Consider the following 15,321-nt stretch of genomic DNA (forward strand, 5'->3'; position numbering starts at 1 on the left):
AAGCTCACTCCCCCGCAGCCGCGGCCTCGACAGGCACCGCACGCGCGAACCCACCGTCCACCATCAGATTCGCCACCGTCTCCAACTCCGGCGGAGAACCCGCCAGCCGGGACAGGAACACGTCGAAGTCGTCACCGCACGGCAGCAGCAACCGCTCCACCCGCTCGGCCACCGACCACGACGGATCCACGTCCCGCGCGTCGTCGTACGCCGAGAACCACACCGAGCCCAGCCGCTCGCCCTTCACCTTCACGGCCAGCAGCCCGCCCTGCACGAACCCCACACACAGGTAGTCCTTGGTGAGATGGTCCCGCAGGCACTTGTTCGCGTAGACCAGGTCGTTGACCGCCGCCTCGTCCCGCACCGTGAAGAACGGCTGGTCGATCAGCAGCCCCAACTCCGCGTCCAGCGCCGTCCCCACCGGGGCACACCCGCCCGCCGCCTTCAGGAACGACCGGTACGCACCCGGCAGCCGGTACCCGAGGTCCTCCTCGACGCCCTGCGCCTGCGCCTCCGTCACCGCCACACCCGACTTCGGCAGCCGGAAGTGCGCCGGACGCGTCTCCTGCAACGGCCGCGTCCCGCGCTTCACCTGGTCCACGCCCGACGTCGCGATACCACCGTGATGCCGCAGCAGCGCCTTCACCTCGACCGGAACCAGCTCCAGCCGCCGCGACCCCACCACGTGATGCCACGTCCAGCCGTGCGGCGTCGCCACCGCCGGCACCGTGTCCCACAGCTCGTGCCCCGACGCCGCCAGCGCCGCGTTCGCCGACACGTAGTCCGTCAGCCGCAACTCGTCGACGCCGAAACCCTCCGGCGGCTCCGCGATCTCCGCCGCCGCCCGCGCGTACGGCGAGAAGTCCGGATAACCCCGCTCGTCCACCCGCACCCCTCTGGGGTGCCGGGCCGCCCGCACCGGATCCGGAAAGTGCACGACCTGCCCGGCGTAGGCCGCGTTCGGCGGCGCGGCGTGTCCCCCGGCCTGGCGGCCGGGAGGATCCCCCAGCCCGAGCCGACCTGTCGTCATGGCGGTAGCCCCCTGCGGCGTTCTGATCCGGCCCGCCATGACCACACACGGTCACAACGCCCCGAATCGACTGACTCGTCTGCGTCCACGCGTCACCGCATGGAAAGCGGTGGCGACAGCCTATGCGGTACGGCGACCACGGTCACCGGCACAGGTGACGCCCCCCTTCACCACCGTGACAAGGCGTCACCCCACCGTGACAGCCCGCCCCGACACGGGCGTGTCGCATCGCCCCAGCTTCCGCACCCGCCACGGCATTTGGCACTCTGTGACGTCCGAGAGCATGCACGGGGGATGCTCAGGAGGGGATGATGACGATGAACGCGACACAGACCGACCCGCACTCAGGCAGGTCCGGCGACCCCCGCGTCGGCTGGAGCGCCGACGGCACCCCGCACACACCCGCCCTCCTCCACCGCCGCGACGGCATACTCCCCACCGTCGCCGCCGCCCTCTCCGTCCGCGGCGCCACCCTCACCGGCACCGCCGCCCGCGGCGACCATCCCCCCGCCCTGCACCACCTCGTCCAGGACTTCCTCGACACCCTCACCAGCAACGAACGCGACCGCTTCACCGGGCGCTGCGCCGAGACGATCCTCATCTCCCGGCACATCACGGCCGCCGACACCGCCCGCAGCAAACGTGCCGCCCGCAAACCCATGACCAACGGCGAAGCCCGCAAAGCGCTCAAGCAGGCGAAACTCACCACCCGCCGCATCCGCGAGGACGGCGACCCCCTGCACGGCAGCTTCGTCACCCCCTGCCGCGCCTGCACCGCCCTCAGCGCCCACTTCGGCGTGCGCATCGTCGACCCCACCCCGCCCGCCGACTGAGCCGCCCACCCGCACCACCGCACTCCGCCGCGCGCGCCCGGACCCCGACCCCCCACCCGGCCCCGGCACACTCGACGAACGAAGAGCCGATGCACACCGACCGCACCTCGACCACCCGCTTCCCCGTACCCGTCGACGCCGCCCTGCGTGCCGCGGGCTGGCAGCCCGGACGCTGGGACATCAAGCAAGCCGAGATCTGGGCCGACACCCTGCGCGACCACACCTCGCCCGCGGGCCACCGGCACACCGTCTTCCCCGCCGCCGTCGAAGCCTGGGCCGAGTTCGGCGGCCTGCACATCACCCCCGGCGGACCCGGACGCCAGATCGCCCCCGCCGCCCTGCACCTCGACCCCCTGCACGGCCTCCACATGGCCCGCACCCTCGGCGACCTCGGCCGCGCCCTCGACACCGACGTCAGCCCCCTCGGCGCCGAGACCGACACCGACTCCCTGCTCGCCATCGACACCGAAGGCCGCGTCTACGCCCTCGACCACACCGGCGACTGGTACCTCGGCGCCGACATCGACCAGGCCCTCGCCGGCCTCGTCACCGGCCTCGAACCCGCCCGCCTCGTCGCCCCCTGACCCCGGCCGGCGACCCGACCACGCCGGTGACCCGGACCGGGCCGGTGAGCGGGGCAGGCCGGTGACCGGGTCAGGCCGCCGGGATCACCGCCGACACCCGGAAACCGCCCGCGTCCGTCGGCCCCGACACGAACACCCCGCCCAGCGCCGACACCCGCTCCTTCATCCCCACCAGACCATTGCCCCCCGACGGCAGCCGCGCCGACGACGCCGACCCCGCCTCCGGCGGCGGCTCGTTCTCCACCTGCATCGCGATCTCCGACACCCGGTGCGCCAGCCGCACATACGTCTTGGCGCCCGCCGCGTGCTTGTGGACGTTCGTCAGCGCCTCCTGCACCACCCGGTACGCCGTCTGCTCCACCTCCGGCGCGTAGGCCCGCGACTCCCCCTCCACCGACAGATCCACGACCATCCCGGCCGCCGCCGACTGCCCCACCAGCTCGTCCAGCTCCGACAGCCACGGCCCCTCGGCGGCCGGCTCCTCCGCCCGCTCCCGGTCCGCGGCCGCCGCCGCGGCCACCCCGACCGCCGCCAACGGCGTGACCGCACCTCGCGGCGCGTTCGCCGACGCCACACCGCTGCGCAGCACCCCGAGCATCTCCCGCAGCTCCGTCAGCGCCTGCCGGCCCATGTCCCCCACCAGCGCGGCATTGCGCACCGCCTTCTCCGGGTCCTTCCGCGCCACCGCCTGCAACGCCGCCGCGTGCACCACCATCAGGCTCACCCGGTGCGCGACGACGTCATGCATCTCCCGCGCGATCCGGGTCCGCTCCTCGTTGCGTGCCCACTCGGCCCGCTCCTCCGCCCGCTCCGCGAGCAGCTGAAGCTCCCGCTCCAGACTGTCCGCCCGCTCCCGCAGGCTCTCCATCAGCCGGCGCCGGGCCCCCACGTACAGCCCCAGCAGCAGCGACGGCGCCGTCAGCCCGATCGCCGTCGTCACCGAGGCGAACGGCACCACCCAGTCGCCGACCGTCAGACTCCCCCGCGCCACGTCCTGGCGCACCCACACGAACGTCACGATCAGCGTGCCGACGAACGACATCCCCGCGAGCGACGCGATGATCCGGCGCGGCAACTCCGAGGCGGCCAGCGTGTACAGGCCGACGATGCTCAGCAGGAAACCCATCTGCGCCGGCAGCACCGCGATCGACACCAGCACCACGGCGATCGGCCACCGCCGCCGCAGCAGCAGCACCGAGCCCGCCAGCGCCCCGAACACCACCCCGACCGGCACCGGCAGCCCCGCGTCCCGCGCGAACCCGACGCCCTCGAACGCGCACTCCACCGCGGACGCGACGGCCAGCGTCCCATCCAGCACGGCACCACGCGCCCTGCTCCACCACCACGGCCCGCCCCCCGGCGGCGACTCCCCGCCGTACTCTTCCCCCGTCCTGGTCATGCCTCCAGCCTACGGGCGCACCCCCACCCATTTCCGTCGACTTTCACGGACCGTCCACGATCACACCGCGTAGCCACCCGTGACCGGAAGGCCCCACATTCCCACGAACTGCTGAACCATCCCCTCGGCCCCCCGGAACCCGGCGTTCCCACCTGACGCTATGCCCATGGCACATGCAGCAGGCAAGTACGCGGATTTCGAGGGCCTTCGAAAGCAGGCGGTGGCGCTCCGCCGGGCCGGTCTCAGCCGCCGCCAGATCCGGGACCGGCTCCACGTCGACAACAACGACATCCTCAACCGCCTCCTCCAGGGCGAACCGCCCCCGGAGTGGACCAGGCGGCCGAACGCCAAGGACGACCTCCGGGACCGCGCCCGCGAGCTACGGCTCCAGGGCTGGACCTACGACCGGATCCAACTCGAGCTGGGCTGCTCGAAAAGCTCGATCTCCCTCTGGGTACGGGATCTGCCGCAGCCTGAGCGCCGCGATCCGACGGAGCAGGCGAGGCTCGCGGCCCGGAAGAGGTGGGAGCACGAACTGGCGATCCGTGACGAGGAGCGGCGGCGGACCAAAGCCGCCGCCGCGGCACAGATCGGCGAGATGTCCGACCGCGACCTGTTCATGGCAGGTGTCGCCCTCTACTGGGCGGAAGGCAGCAAGGACAAGCCCTACGCCCGCCGGGAGAACGTCCTCTTCGTCAACAGCGACCCCGGTGTGATCCAGCTCTACCTGGCATGGCTCGGCCTGCTCGGCGTAGCGCGCGACCGCTTGTCCTACCGCGTCATGATCCACTTGACCGCGGACGTGGAGGGGGCGAAGCGGTATTGGGCCGGCTTGGTGGGTGTCGACGCGTCGATGTTCCAGAAGACGACGATCAAGAAGCACAACCCCAAGACGGTGCGCAAGAACGTCGGTGACGACTACCGCGGATGCCTCGTGATCCGCGTATCTAAGGGAGCCGACCTGTACCGCAGGATCGAGGGCTGGTGGAAGGGAATGGTGGATCAGACGTCGGCGCGTCTCAGGTAAGGTCGGACGCAGCCATCCGCCATGGGGTAACTGGTAGCCCGCGGGCCTTTGAAGCCCTGTAGTGCTGGTTCGAATCCAGCTGGCGGAGCTGCGCGGTTCGGGCCCTGACCTTCACGTCGGGGCCCGCTCTCATGTCCGCCGTGAAACGCCCCGGTATCCTGCGGATGTCACCCCTCCCCCATCACAGCCGAAGGGCATCCCGTGAGCGCCATTCGCCCGGCAGCCGTCGTCGTTCTCGCAGCGGGTGAGGGCACCCGTATGAAGTCGGCCACACCCAAGGTCCTCCACGAGCTCTGCGGACGCAGCCTCGTGGGGCATGTCCTGGCCGCGTCCCGCGAGTTGGACCCCGAGCGTCTCGTCGTCGTGGTCGGCCACGCGCGCGAGAAGGTCACCGCGCATCTCGCCGAGATCGACCCCGACGTGCGCACGGCCGTGCAGGCCGAGCAGAACGGCACGGGGCACGCGGTGCGGATGGCCCTGGAGGAGCTGGGCGGCCCGGTGGACGGCACGGTCGTGGTCGTCTGCGGCGACACGCCGTTGCTGACGGGCGCGACGCTGTCGGCGCTGGCGGCGACCCACGCGGCGGACGGCAACGCGGTGACCGTGCTGACGGCGGAGGTGCCGGACGCGACGGGCTACGGCCGGATCGTGCGGGACGGCGCCTCGGGCGCGGTGACGGCGATCGTGGAGCACAAGGACGCGTCGGAGTCGCAGCGGGCGATCCGGGAGATCAACTCCGGGGTGTTCGCGTTCGACGGGCAGCTGCTGGCGGACGCGCTGGGCAAGGTGCGCACCGACAACAGCCAGGGCGAGGAGTACCTGACGGACGTCCTGGGCATCCTGCGGGAGGCCGGGCACCGCGTGGGTGCCTCGGTGGCGGCGGATCACCGTGAGATCGCGGGGATCAACAACCGCGTGCAGCTGGCGGAGGCGCGCCGGATCCTGAACGACCGGCTGCTGACGGCGGCGATGCTGTCGGGGGTGACGGTGGTGGACCCGGCGTCGACGTGGATCGACGTGTCGGTGACGTTCGAGCAGGACGCGGTGGTGCTGCCGGGTACGCAGCTGCTGGGTGCGACGCATCTGGGCGAGGGCGCCGAGGTCGGGCCGAACTCCCGGCTGCGGGACACGCGTGTGGGCGCGGGGGCCCGGGTGGACAACACGGTGGCGGACGGTGCCGTGGTGGGCGCGGACGCGTCGGTCGGGCCGTTCGCGTATTTGCGTCCGGGTACCCGTCTGGGCGCCAAGGGCAAGATCGGTACGTACGTGGAGACGAAGAACGCGTCGATCGGCGAGGGGACGAAGGTTCCGCATCTGTCGTACGTGGGGGACGCGACGATCGGCGAGTACACGAACATCGGTGCGGCGAGCGTGTTCGTGAACTACGACGGTCAGGACAAGCACCACACGACGGTGGGGTCGCATTGCCGTACGGGTTCGGACAACATGTTTGTGGCTCCTGTCACGATCGGGGATGGTGCGTACACCGCCGCGGGGTCCGTGATCACGAAGGACGTGCCGCCCGGTTCGCTGGCCGTGGCCCGTGGCCAGCAACGGAATATCGAGGGTTGGGTGGCGCGTAAGCGTCCGGGGAGCGCTGCGGCGCGGGCGGCGGAGGAGGCGTCCCGGCAGGGCGGCAGCGAAGGCTGACCGGAAACGGGTGCGTCGGACACGGCGTACCGTGATAGGTGCACACCCAGCTGAGACACCTCTGAGGAGACAGTGCTGTGACCGGGATCAAGACGACCGGCGAGAAGAAGATGATGTTCTTCTCCGGCCGCGCCCACCCCGAGCTTGCCGAGGAGGTCGCCCAGCAGTTGGGTGTCGGGGTCGTCCCGACGAAGGCCTTCGACTTCGCGAACGGCGAGATCTATGTGCGGTATCAGGAGTCGGCGCGCGGCGCGGACTGTTTCCTGATCCAGAGCCACACGGCGCCGATCAACAAGTGGATCATGGAGCAGTTGATCATGATCGACGCGTTGAAGCGTGCGTCGGCCCGCTCGATCACCGTGATCGTGCCGTTCTACGGCTACGCCCGTCAGGACAAGAAGCACCGCGGCCGTGAGCCGATCTCGGCGCGTCTGATCGCGGACCTGATGAAGACGGCCGGCGCGGACCGCATCCTGACCGTGGATCTGCACACGGACCAGATCCAGGGCTTCTTCGACGGCCCGGTGGACCATCTGTTCGCGCTGCCGCTGCTGGCGGACTACGTGGGCCGGAAGGTCGACAAGGACAAGCTGACGGTCGTCTCGCCGGACGCGGGCCGGGTGCGGGTCGCGGACCGCTGGTGCGACCGGCTGGGCGCGCCTCTGGCGATCGTGCACAAGCGGCGCGACAAGGACGTGGCGAACCAGGTGACCGTCCACGAGGTCGTGGGTGAGGTCAAGGGCCGCGTGTGCGTCCTGGTCGACGACATGATCGACACGGGTGGCACGATCTGCGCCGCGGCGGACGCTCTGTTCGCGCACGGCGCGGAGGACGTCATCGTCACCGCGACGCACGGTGTGCTGTCGGGTCCGGCGGCGGACCGTCTGAAGAACTCGCGGGTGAGCGAGTTCGTGTTCACGAACACGCTGCCGACTCCGGGTGAGCTGGCGGCGGATCTGGACAAGCTGACGGTGCTGTCGATCGCGCCGACGATCGCGAGTGCGGCGCGTGAGGTGTTCGAGGACGGTTCGGTGACGAGCCTGTTCGACGAGCAGTAGAGATCGTTTTGGGAACGGCCTCCGGGTCCGAGTAGACTGCTGCAGTTGCTCGGCGAGGGAGGCCGTTTCCCGTTGCGGGATCGGTGGTCCGTTATCGACGCGCTCTTCGTAGCAGGCCGTTCGTGGCCGGGTGACCCCGTCCGTTCTACTTCTACGAGGAGTGATCGCCATGTCCGAGGTGAAGATCGCCGCCGAGACCCGTACCGAGTTCGGTAAGGGTGCCGCCCGCCGTATCCGTCGTGACAACAAGGTCCCGGGTGTGCTGTACGGGCACGGCTCCGACCCGCTGCACCTGACCCTTCCGGGCCACGAGCTGCTGCTCGCCCTGCGTACGCCGAACGTCCTGATCGCGCTGGACATCGACGGCAAGTCCAACGAGCTGGCCATCCCGAAGGCCGTGCAGCGCGACCCGCTGAAGGGCTTCCTGGAGCACGTGGACCTGCAGCTGGTGAAGCGCGGCGAGACCGTCACGGTCGAGATCCCCGTGCACACCGAGGGCGAGCTGGCCCCGGGCGGCAACCTGCTCGAGCACGTGCTGAACGCCCTTCCGGTCGAGGCCGAGGCCACGCACATCCCGGAGTCCGTGACCGTGTCGGTCGAGGGCCTGGAGGCCGGCGCCTCGGTCCTGGCGAAGGACATCGCGCTGCCCAAGGGCACCAAGCTGGCCGTCGAGGACGACGCGGTCGTGCTGCAGGTGCTGGCCGCGCAGGCCGAGGAGGCCGCCGAGGGTGAAGAAGCCGAGGGCGAGGAAGTCGCCGAGGCCTGATCCTCGCATTGTGACGGGGCCGTGGTCGGTTCCGTCGTCGTTTTCGTCAGCCGCCGTCCCTTCGGGGGCGGCGGCTGGCGCGTATCGATGGAGACGTGGACGTGACGACCGATCCGAGTGCGCCGTGGCTGGTCGCCGGCCTGGGCAATCCGGGACCCGGGTACGCGGGGAACCGGCACAACGTGGGGTTCATGGTGGTGGATCTGCTGGCGGAGCGGATCGGGGGGAAGTTCAAGCGGGCCGGGAAGGCGCAGGCGCAGGTCGTCGAGGGGCGGATCGGCCCGCCGGGTCCGGCGAGCCGCCGGGTGGTGCTGGCGAAGCCGATGTCGTTCATGAACCTGTCGGGTGGCCCGGTGAACGCGCTGCGGGACTTCTACAAGGTCCCGGTGGGCAACATCGTCGCGGTCCACGACGAACTGGACATCGACTACGGCACGTTGCGGCTGAAGCTGGGCGGCGGGGACAACGGGCACAACGGGCTGAAGTCGATGACGAAGGCGATGGGCCCGGACTATCACCGGGTGCGGTTCGGCGTGGGGCGTCCGCCGGGCCGGATGCCGGTGGCGGACTTCGTGCTGAAGGACTTCTCGTCGGCGGAGCGCAAGGAGCTCGACTACTTCGTGGACCGGGCGGCGGACGCGGTGGAGTGTCTGGTGACCGAGGGCCTGGAGCGGGCGCAAAGCGCGTACAACTCCTGACTTGTCGGTCCGCACAGCCGGCACCGAGTTGACCGTTCGCTGGGGCATGGCCAAAGATCGCGGCCATGCCTTCTGCCGTTGTCTCCAGTCAGGGCGCTGTCTCCGCGCTGCGGTTCGGCCGGGTCGCGGTGATGGGGACGGTGGTGCTGCTGATCCTGGTCGCGGGTGTGTGGGGGTCGTGGGGCAGCGCCCAGCACGTGATGCTCACCAAGGGCCGTGAGCACGGCACGATCGAGGTGGCCCGCTGCGGCGCGGACACGTGCGCCGGGCCGTACACGCCGGTGTCGGTGGGGTCCCGGGCGCGTGCTTCGGTGGTGATCGAGAGAAGCGTCGCCGTGCGCCGGGGCGGGACGTACGCGGTGGTGGTGAAGCCGGGGACGGACGAGGTGGTGCGCTCGGGCCCGGCGGGCGTGCTGTACGCGTGGGTGCCGCTGAGCGGCGCGCTGCTGCTGGCCTCGGTGGTCGCGGCGGGCGGTCTGCGCCGGGCCCGCCTGGCCTGGCTCCTGGCGGGCGCGGGTGTGGCGCTGCTGACGGGTGCGTACGTGACGGTGTAGGCGGCGGCCCGTTTCTCCATGTGTGTGGAGGTCCGGAGTGTGGCCGGTTCGTGATTGACCTGGATTCAACGGGCGCTGGAAGCTGAGCCGCCCCCTCCACATCACTCCTGTTCCCACTCGCAGATGGACTGCATGCCCCATGCGTACCCTCTTCCGCGCCGGCGCCCTGTCCGCCGTCGCCGCGTCCGCCGTGCTGTGTCCGCCGGCGGCCGCTCACGCCACCGCTCCCGGTGACAACGGCACCGTGAAGATCCATGACTCCGCCACCGGTGAGGAGGCGCGCCGCAACGAACCGCACGTGTGCACCTTCTACCTGGACGCCTTCGGGTTCGACCGGGCCCAGCGGGTCGACTGGCACATCGAGGTCTGGGCGCCGACGGCCGGCGTCAAGGGCGAGACCGTGCGGTCGGGCGCGCTCACGCTGGACGGCGAGGGCCATGGCCGTACGGCTGATCTGACGCTGCCCGACGGGCACTACAAGCTGTTCTGGAACTTCGCGGACGAGAAGGGCTCCGCGAAGCACAAGGTGTTCTGGACGGACTGCGAGGAGGAGGACGGCGGCACGCCGTCGGCACCGTCGACGCCGTCCGCCTCTCCGGCCCCGTCCGGGTCGCCCGGCGAGGCGGTGCCGTCGTCGTCCCCGTCATCACCGTCGTCGTCACCGTCGCCGCAGGGCTCCGGGGGCGATCTCGCCGAGACGGGCAGCGGGGCCCCGGTGGGTCTGCTGTCCGCGGGCGCCGCGGCGCTGCTGGGCGCGGGCGGCTATCTGGTGCTGCGGCGCCGGCGGGCCTGACCGGCGCGGTGAGACGACAGTGCCCCCGTGCCGGTGCCGGCACGGGGGCACTCGTGTCGTGCGGGTCAGCCGGTGTTGCGCAGGCCGGCGGCGACGCCGTTGACGGTCAGGAGCAGGGCGCGGGCGAGCAGCGGGTCGGGCTCCGCGTCGCCGGCGGCGGCGTCGCGCTGGCGCTTGAGCAGGGCGACCTGGAGGTAGGAGATCGGGTCGAGGTAGGCGTCGCGGATGGCGAACGTCTGCTTGAGGACGGGCTGGGCGTCGAGGAGTTCGCTCTCGCCGGTGACCCGCAGGACCTCGGCGACGGTCAGCTCGTGCTCGGCCTTGATGGTGTCGAAGACGTGCTTGAGCTCGTCGGGGACGAGGGTGTCGACGTAGTGCTGGGCGATACGCAGGTCGGTCTTCGCGAGGGTCATCTCCACGTTGGAGATGAAGTTGCGGAAGAAGTGCCACTGTTCGTGCATCTCGTCGAGCACGGTGTCCAGGCCGGCCTCGCGCAGGGCCTTCAGGCCGCTGCCGACGCCGAACCAGCCGGGGACGATCTGCCGGGACTGGGTCCAGCCGAACACCCACGGGATGGCGCGCAGTCCGTCGAGGGAGACGCCGGATCCGGGGCGGCGGGAGGGCCGCGAGCCGAGGTGCAGGTCGGCGAGCTGGTCGACCGGGGTGGACGCGAGGAAGTACGTCGGCAGGTCGGGGTCCTCGACGAGCCTGCGGTACGCGGTGTGCGCGGCGTCGGAGACGACGTCCATGGCGGCGTCCCAGCGGGCGAGCGCCTCGGTGGACTGGCGGGGCGCGGTGTGCAGCGCGGACGCCTGGAGGGTGGCCGCGACGGTCAGTTCCAGGTTCTCGCGGGCCAGCGAGGGGACGAGGTACTTGTCGGAGATGACCTCGCCCTGTTCGGTGACCTTGATGGCGCCTTCGAGGGTGCCCCAGGGCTGGGCGAGGATCGCGTCGTGCGAGGGGCCGCCGCCGCGGCCGACGGTGCCGCCGCGGCCGTGGAAGAGGCGCAGCCGGACGCCGTAGCGGTGGGCGACGTCGCGCAGCCGGCGCTGGGCGCGGTGGATCTCCCACTGGCTGGTGGTGATGCCGCCGAACTTGGAGGAGTCGGAGTAGCCGAGCATGACCTCCTGGACGTCGCCCCGCAGCGCGACGAGGCGCCGGTAGGACGGGTCGGACAGCATGTCCTCGAGGATGGTGTCGGCGGCCTTGAGCTCGTCGGTGGTCTCCAGGAGCGGGACGATGCCGATCTTCGCCCAGCCGGCGTGCAGGTCGATCAGGCCGGCCTCGCGGGCGAGGACGGTGGCGGCGAAGACGTCGTCGGCGCCCTGGCACATGGAGATGATGTACGACTCGATGACCTCGGGTCCGAAGACCTCCAGGGCCCGCTTGACGGTCTGGAAGACGCCGAGGGTCTTCTCGCCGGCCGCGTCGACGGGTGCCGGCGTGGGCGCGAGGGGCCGCCGGGAGCGCAGTTCCTTGGCGAGGAGCTTGGCGCGATAGTCGCGGGGCATGTCGGCGTAGCGCCAGGACTCCTCGCCGAGCCGGTCGAAGAGCTGGCCGAGGGCGTGGTGGTGGGCGTCGGCGTGCTCGCGGACGTCCATGGTGGCGAGCTGGAGGCCGAAGGCGGCCAGGGTGCGGATGGTGCGGTCCAGGCGTCCGTCGGCGAAGAGGCCGCCGCGGTGTTCGCGCAGGGAGCTCTGGATCAGGGTGAGGTCGGCGAGCAGTTCGCCGGTGCCGAGGTAGTCGCGGCCGGGCTCGTGCGGGGTGTTGCGGGCCAGGCGGGTCTTGGTGTTCTCCAGCTTCTGGCGGATGCAGGTGGCCTTGAGCCGGTAGGGCTCCTCGGCGTTCAGGCGCTTGTAGCGGGGGCTGATCTCGGGCAGGGCGTCGAGGTCGGCCTGGAGGGAGGCGAGGAGTTCGTCGGTGGCGCCGGTGTAGCGGATGGAGTTCGACAGGAAGCCGCGCAGCTCGTCGATCATCTCCAGGGCGTCGTTGATGCCGTGCTCGTGCTGGAGGATGAGGATGTCCCAGGTCACCTGGGGGGTGACGTTGGGGTTGCCGTCGCGGTCGCCGCCGATCCAGGTGCCGAAGGTGAGCGGGCGGGTGTCGTCGGGCAGCCTGTGGCCGACGCGTTCCAGTTCAGCGGTGAGGTCCTCGAGGACGTCGCCGACGGCGCCGGCGTGCAGCTCGTCGAGGTAGTAGATGGCGTTGCGGGCCTCGTCGGCGGGCTCGGGGCGGACGACGCGCAGTTCGTCGGTCTGCCAGACGAGGTCGATGTTCTCGGCCAGTCGGGTGTCGTTGCGGCGGCGGTCGCCCTCGAGGACGGGCGTCTCCAGGAGGGCGGCGATGCGCCGGAGCTTGTTGAGGACGGAGCGGCGGGCGGCCTCGGTGGGGTGCGCGGTGAAGACGGGGCGCACGTTGAGGTGCTGGATGGTCTGCCGCAGGTGCTCGGGGTCGGCGTCCTTGAGCCGGTCGGCGGTGCGGGCGAGCAGGCCGCCCTCGGCGGCGCGCCGGGCCCGCAGTTCGCGGCCACGGTGCACCTGTTCGGTGACGTTGGCCAGGTGGAAGTAGGTGGAGAAGGCGCGGACCAGCTTGGCCGCGGTGTCGAGTTCGGTGCCTCGCAGGAGTTCGGCGGCGGCCTCTCCGTCCTCGCGGGTGAGGCGGCGGACCTTCTCGACGAGTTCCAGCAGCTCCGGGCCCTCCTGGCGGACGAGTGTCTCGCCGAGGAGATCACCCAGTCGGCGGATGTCGGCACGCAGCTCGGCGCTGGTGGTCTCCTGGGACACGGTCTGGTCGTCGGCACTGCTCACAGGTGCGGCTCCTTGCAGTGTTGAAGCTCGTCTGGGAGGGGAACCCGTCGCCTGGGCCGTACGGCGGGACCACCGCTTACGGCTCCTGACATCCGGGAAGAAATCAGAGCGGACCGCGCTGTCCGACCGAGACAAGGATAGGTGTCCATGGGGACGCGCTGTCTCACGGGCTCTTGCCGCAGGGCGGCTCGCTGCCATACTTACGACGCCGTAGGTTACGGAACCGTAGGCACCGCACCGGCGGAACCTGCCCGACCGCGACCCGGCATCTGTCACAACCCTCGACCCCACAGGGGACGCCCATGACCCTGAGCTCCGATGTGATCGAAGACGCCCCGAAGGCGAACGACGACACCCCGACTCACTCCGCCACGCTCGGCGGGGAGAAGAAACGGTCGATCGAGCAGATCGCGCTTCTCCTCTTCATCATCGTGCCCTTCGTCGCGCTGGTCGCGGCCGTTCCCCTGGCCTGGGGCTGGGGAGTGAGCTGGCTCGACCTCGGCCTGATGGTCTTCTTCTACTTCCTGGGCTGCCACGGCATCACGATCGGCTTCCACCGGTACTTCACGCACGGTTCGTTCAAGGCGAAGCGGCCGTTGCGGATCGCTCTGGCCGTCGCCGGGTCGATGGCCGTGGAGGGCCCGGTGGTCCGCTGGGTGGCGGACCACCGCAAGCACCACAAGTTCTCGGACGCCGAGGGCGACCCGCATTCGCCGTGGCGCTTCGGTGAGACCCTGCCCGCCCTGATGAAGGGCCTGTGGTGGGCGCACATCGGATGGATGTTCGACGAGGAGCAGACGCCGCAGGACAAGTACGCGCCGGACCTGATCAAGGACCCCGCGATCCGCGCCGTCTCCCGTCACTTCGTGTCCTTCACGATCCTCTCCCTGGCGCTGCCCGCCGTGATCGGCGGTCTGGTGACGATGTCCTGGTGGGGCGCGTTCACCGGCTTCTTCTGGGGCTCCCTCGTCCGGGTGGCCCTGCTGCACCACGTGACCTGGTCGATCAACTCCATCTGCCACGCCGTGGGCAAGCGCCCGTTCAAGTCGCGTGACCGCTCGGGCAACGTGTGGTGGCTGGCCGTGCTGTCGTGCGGCGAGTCCTGGCACAACCTGCACCACGCGGACCCGACGTCCGCGCGGCACGGTGTGGAGCGCTGGCAGATCGACTCCTCGGCCCGCTTCATCAAGATCTTCGAGAAGTTCGGCTGGGCGTACGACGTGCGCTGGCCGTCACGCTCGCGTATCGATTCCCGCCGTAACACCGGGGAAGAAGGAGCCCGCCGCCGGAAGGAACCCGCGAAGGCGGCATGATTGACGCCGTGGCGACCGACTCCAGCAGCACCTCCAGCAACGAGAAGCCGCGGCGGGCGCGCCGTACCCGGATGACCGGTGCGGAGCGCCGCCAGCAGTTGCTGGAGATCGGTCGCACCCTGTTCGCCGCGAAGGGGTTCGAGGGCACGTCAGTGGAGGAGATCGCGGCGAAGGCCGGGGTGTCCAAGCCGGTGGTGTACGAGCACTTCGGTGGCAAGGAAGGGCTGTACGCGGTCGTCGTGGACCGGGAGATGCGGCGGCTGCTCGACATGGTGACCAGCTCGCTGACCGCGGGGCATCCGCGGGAGCTGTGCGAGCAGGCGGCGTTCGCGCTGCTGGACTACATCGAGGAGTACACGGACGGCTTCCGCATCCTGGTCCGTGACTCGCCCATCCCCCAGTCGACGGGGTCGTTCGCCTCACTGATCTCCGACATCGCCACCCAGGTGGAGGACATCCTCGGCCGCGAGTTCAAGAGCCGCGGCTTCGACCCGAAGCTGGCGCCGCTGTACGCGCAGGCGCTGGTGGGGATGGTCGCCCTGACCGGGCAGTGGTGGCTGGACGTGCGCCGGCCGAAGAAGGCCGAGGTGGCGGCCCACCTGGTGAACCTGGCGTGGCACGGCCTCGACGGGCTGGAGGCCCGGCCGCATCTGATCGGGCGCCGCAAGAGCTGACGCCGCGCACGCGGACACAGGCGCGCGGGGGGGCCCCCCACCACCCCCCCCCCCCCGGTGGTGCGGGGGGGGGGGGGGGCGGGAGTGGTTTTATTTGTGCTATGCCGTCAGCATCGCCATACACGCCGCCCCCCA

At 70.8% G+C, this 15,321-nt stretch carries 14 protein-coding genes and 1 tRNA gene; 12 read left to right on the top strand and 3 right to left on the bottom strand.

Annotated features, from left to right (window positions below; genetic code table 11):
- Window positions 1-4: 4 nt before the first annotated feature.
- Window positions 5-1,030: an SMI1/KNR4 family protein gene (locus tag ACFV46_RS04875; protein WP_361923491.1), complete on the bottom strand. Its 1,026-nt coding sequence runs from the start codon at window positions 1,028-1,030 to the stop codon at window positions 5-7.
- A gap of 308 nt (window positions 1,031-1,338) precedes the next feature.
- On the opposite strand from ACFV46_RS04875, the gene ACFV46_RS04880 reads away from it, so the two are divergent.
- Both ACFV46_RS04880 and ACFV46_RS04885 read left to right on the top strand, forming a co-directional pair.
- The gene (locus ACFV46_RS04880) at window positions 1,339-1,863 is read left to right on the top strand and encodes a YwqJ-related putative deaminase (RefSeq protein WP_361923488.1); all 525 of its coding nucleotides are present in this window, start codon (window positions 1,339-1,341) and stop codon (window positions 1,861-1,863) included.
- Between the two features lie 89 nt (window positions 1,864-1,952).
- Complete coding sequence (locus ACFV46_RS04885; RefSeq protein WP_361923485.1) at window positions 1,953-2,447, top strand: SUKH-3 domain-containing protein; 495 nt, start codon at window positions 1,953-1,955, stop codon at window positions 2,445-2,447.
- Window positions 2,448-2,517: 70 nt separating this feature from the next.
- Here ACFV46_RS04885 and ACFV46_RS04890 read toward each other — a convergent pair whose 3' ends face one another.
- Window positions 2,518-3,846, bottom strand: coding sequence for a histidine kinase (locus ACFV46_RS04890; protein ID WP_361923482.1), 1,329 nt, complete (start codon window positions 3,844-3,846; stop codon window positions 2,518-2,520).
- A gap of 166 nt (window positions 3,847-4,012) precedes the next feature.
- Here ACFV46_RS04890 and ACFV46_RS04895 point away from each other — a divergent pair, with 166 nt between their 5' ends.
- The 8 genes from ACFV46_RS04895 (at window position 4,013) to ACFV46_RS04930 (ending at window position 10,392) form a co-directional block, all read left to right on the top strand.
- Entirely contained in the window at window positions 4,013-4,873 is an 861-nt protein-coding gene (locus tag ACFV46_RS04895) for a hypothetical protein (RefSeq protein WP_376727238.1), read from the top strand.
- Between the two features lie 15 nt (window positions 4,874-4,888).
- Window positions 4,889-4,961 (top strand) — tRNA-Gln (locus ACFV46_RS04900).
- Between the two features lie 113 nt (window positions 4,962-5,074).
- Window positions 5,075-6,523 (top strand): bifunctional UDP-N-acetylglucosamine diphosphorylase/glucosamine-1-phosphate N-acetyltransferase GlmU, encoded by a 1,449-nt coding sequence (gene glmU / locus ACFV46_RS04905; protein WP_376727237.1) that lies wholly within the window; start codon window positions 5,075-5,077, stop codon window positions 6,521-6,523.
- 77 nt (window positions 6,524-6,600) lie between these two features.
- Complete coding sequence (locus ACFV46_RS04910; protein WP_062673931.1) at window positions 6,601-7,581, top strand: ribose-phosphate diphosphokinase; 981 nt, start codon at window positions 6,601-6,603, stop codon at window positions 7,579-7,581.
- Between the two features lie 169 nt (window positions 7,582-7,750).
- Window positions 7,751-8,347 (top strand): 50S ribosomal protein L25/general stress protein Ctc, encoded by a 597-nt coding sequence (locus tag ACFV46_RS04915; protein WP_361923473.1) that lies wholly within the window; start codon window positions 7,751-7,753, stop codon window positions 8,345-8,347.
- Between the two features lie 95 nt (window positions 8,348-8,442).
- Window positions 8,443-9,045: an aminoacyl-tRNA hydrolase gene (gene pth / locus ACFV46_RS04920; RefSeq protein WP_361923470.1), complete on the top strand. Its 603-nt coding sequence runs from the start codon at window positions 8,443-8,445 to the stop codon at window positions 9,043-9,045.
- Window positions 9,046-9,110: 65 nt separating this feature from the next.
- A complete protein-coding gene (locus ACFV46_RS04925) occupies window positions 9,111-9,599 on the top strand; it encodes a hypothetical protein (protein ID WP_385497022.1) in 489 nt (162 codons plus the stop codon).
- Between the two features lie 139 nt (window positions 9,600-9,738).
- Complete coding sequence (locus tag ACFV46_RS04930; protein WP_385497023.1) at window positions 9,739-10,392, top strand: LPXTG cell wall anchor domain-containing protein; 654 nt, start codon at window positions 9,739-9,741, stop codon at window positions 10,390-10,392.
- Window positions 10,393-10,457: 65 nt separating this feature from the next.
- Here ACFV46_RS04930 and ppc read toward each other — a convergent pair whose 3' ends face one another.
- Window positions 10,458-13,199: a phosphoenolpyruvate carboxylase gene (gene ppc, locus ACFV46_RS04935; protein ID WP_361923461.1), complete on the bottom strand. Its 2,742-nt coding sequence runs from the start codon at window positions 13,197-13,199 to the stop codon at window positions 10,458-10,460.
- 302 nt (window positions 13,200-13,501) lie between these two features.
- Between ppc and ACFV46_RS04940 the strand changes: the two genes are divergently transcribed.
- Together ACFV46_RS04940 and ACFV46_RS04945 are read left to right on the top strand one after the other, a co-directional pair.
- Window positions 13,502-14,512: a fatty acid desaturase gene (locus ACFV46_RS04940; RefSeq protein WP_361923457.1), complete on the top strand. Its 1,011-nt coding sequence runs from the start codon at window positions 13,502-13,504 to the stop codon at window positions 14,510-14,512.
- On the top strand, window positions 14,509-15,186 hold the full coding sequence (locus ACFV46_RS04945; RefSeq protein ID WP_361923454.1) for a TetR/AcrR family transcriptional regulator: 678 nt from the start codon (window positions 14,509-14,511) through the stop codon (window positions 15,184-15,186). The genes ACFV46_RS04940 and ACFV46_RS04945 overlap by 4 nt, the downstream gene beginning before the upstream one ends.
- The last annotated feature ends 135 nt before the right edge of the window (window positions 15,187-15,321 follow it).

This window comes from Streptomyces sp. NPDC059852 (assembly GCF_042731455.1).
In the GTDB taxonomy this organism is placed as follows: Bacteria; Actinomycetota; Actinomycetes; order Streptomycetales; family Streptomycetaceae; genus Streptomyces.

What these genes read in the sequence shown, in the direction of transcription:
- ACFV46_RS04875 (WP_361923491.1), bottom strand. Translation starts at nt 1,030, where the DNA reads ATGACGACAGGTCGGCTCGGGCTGGGGGATCCTCCCGGCCGCCAGGCC.
- ACFV46_RS04940 (WP_361923457.1), top strand. Translation starts at nt 13,502, where the DNA reads ATGACCCTGAGCTCCGATGTGATCGAAGACGCCCCGAAGGCGAACGAC.
- ACFV46_RS04880 (WP_361923488.1), top strand. Translation starts at nt 1,339, where the DNA reads ATGATGACGATGAACGCGACACAGACCGACCCGCACTCAGGCAGGTCC.
- ACFV46_RS04915 (WP_361923473.1), top strand. Translation starts at nt 7,751, where the DNA reads ATGTCCGAGGTGAAGATCGCCGCCGAGACCCGTACCGAGTTCGGTAAG.
- ACFV46_RS04895 (WP_376727238.1), top strand. Translation starts at nt 4,013, where the DNA reads ATGGCACATGCAGCAGGCAAGTACGCGGATTTCGAGGGCCTTCGAAAG.
- ACFV46_RS04885 (WP_361923485.1), top strand. Translation starts at nt 1,953, where the DNA reads ATGCACACCGACCGCACCTCGACCACCCGCTTCCCCGTACCCGTCGAC.
- ACFV46_RS04930 (WP_385497023.1), top strand. Translation starts at nt 9,739, where the DNA reads ATGCGTACCCTCTTCCGCGCCGGCGCCCTGTCCGCCGTCGCCGCGTCC.
- ACFV46_RS04945 (WP_361923454.1), top strand. Translation starts at nt 14,509, where the DNA reads ATGATTGACGCCGTGGCGACCGACTCCAGCAGCACCTCCAGCAACGAG.
- ACFV46_RS04890 (WP_361923482.1), bottom strand. Translation starts at nt 3,846, where the DNA reads ATGACCAGGACGGGGGAAGAGTACGGCGGGGAGTCGCCGCCGGGGGGC.
- ACFV46_RS04925 (WP_385497022.1), top strand. Translation starts at nt 9,111, where the DNA reads ATGCCTTCTGCCGTTGTCTCCAGTCAGGGCGCTGTCTCCGCGCTGCGG.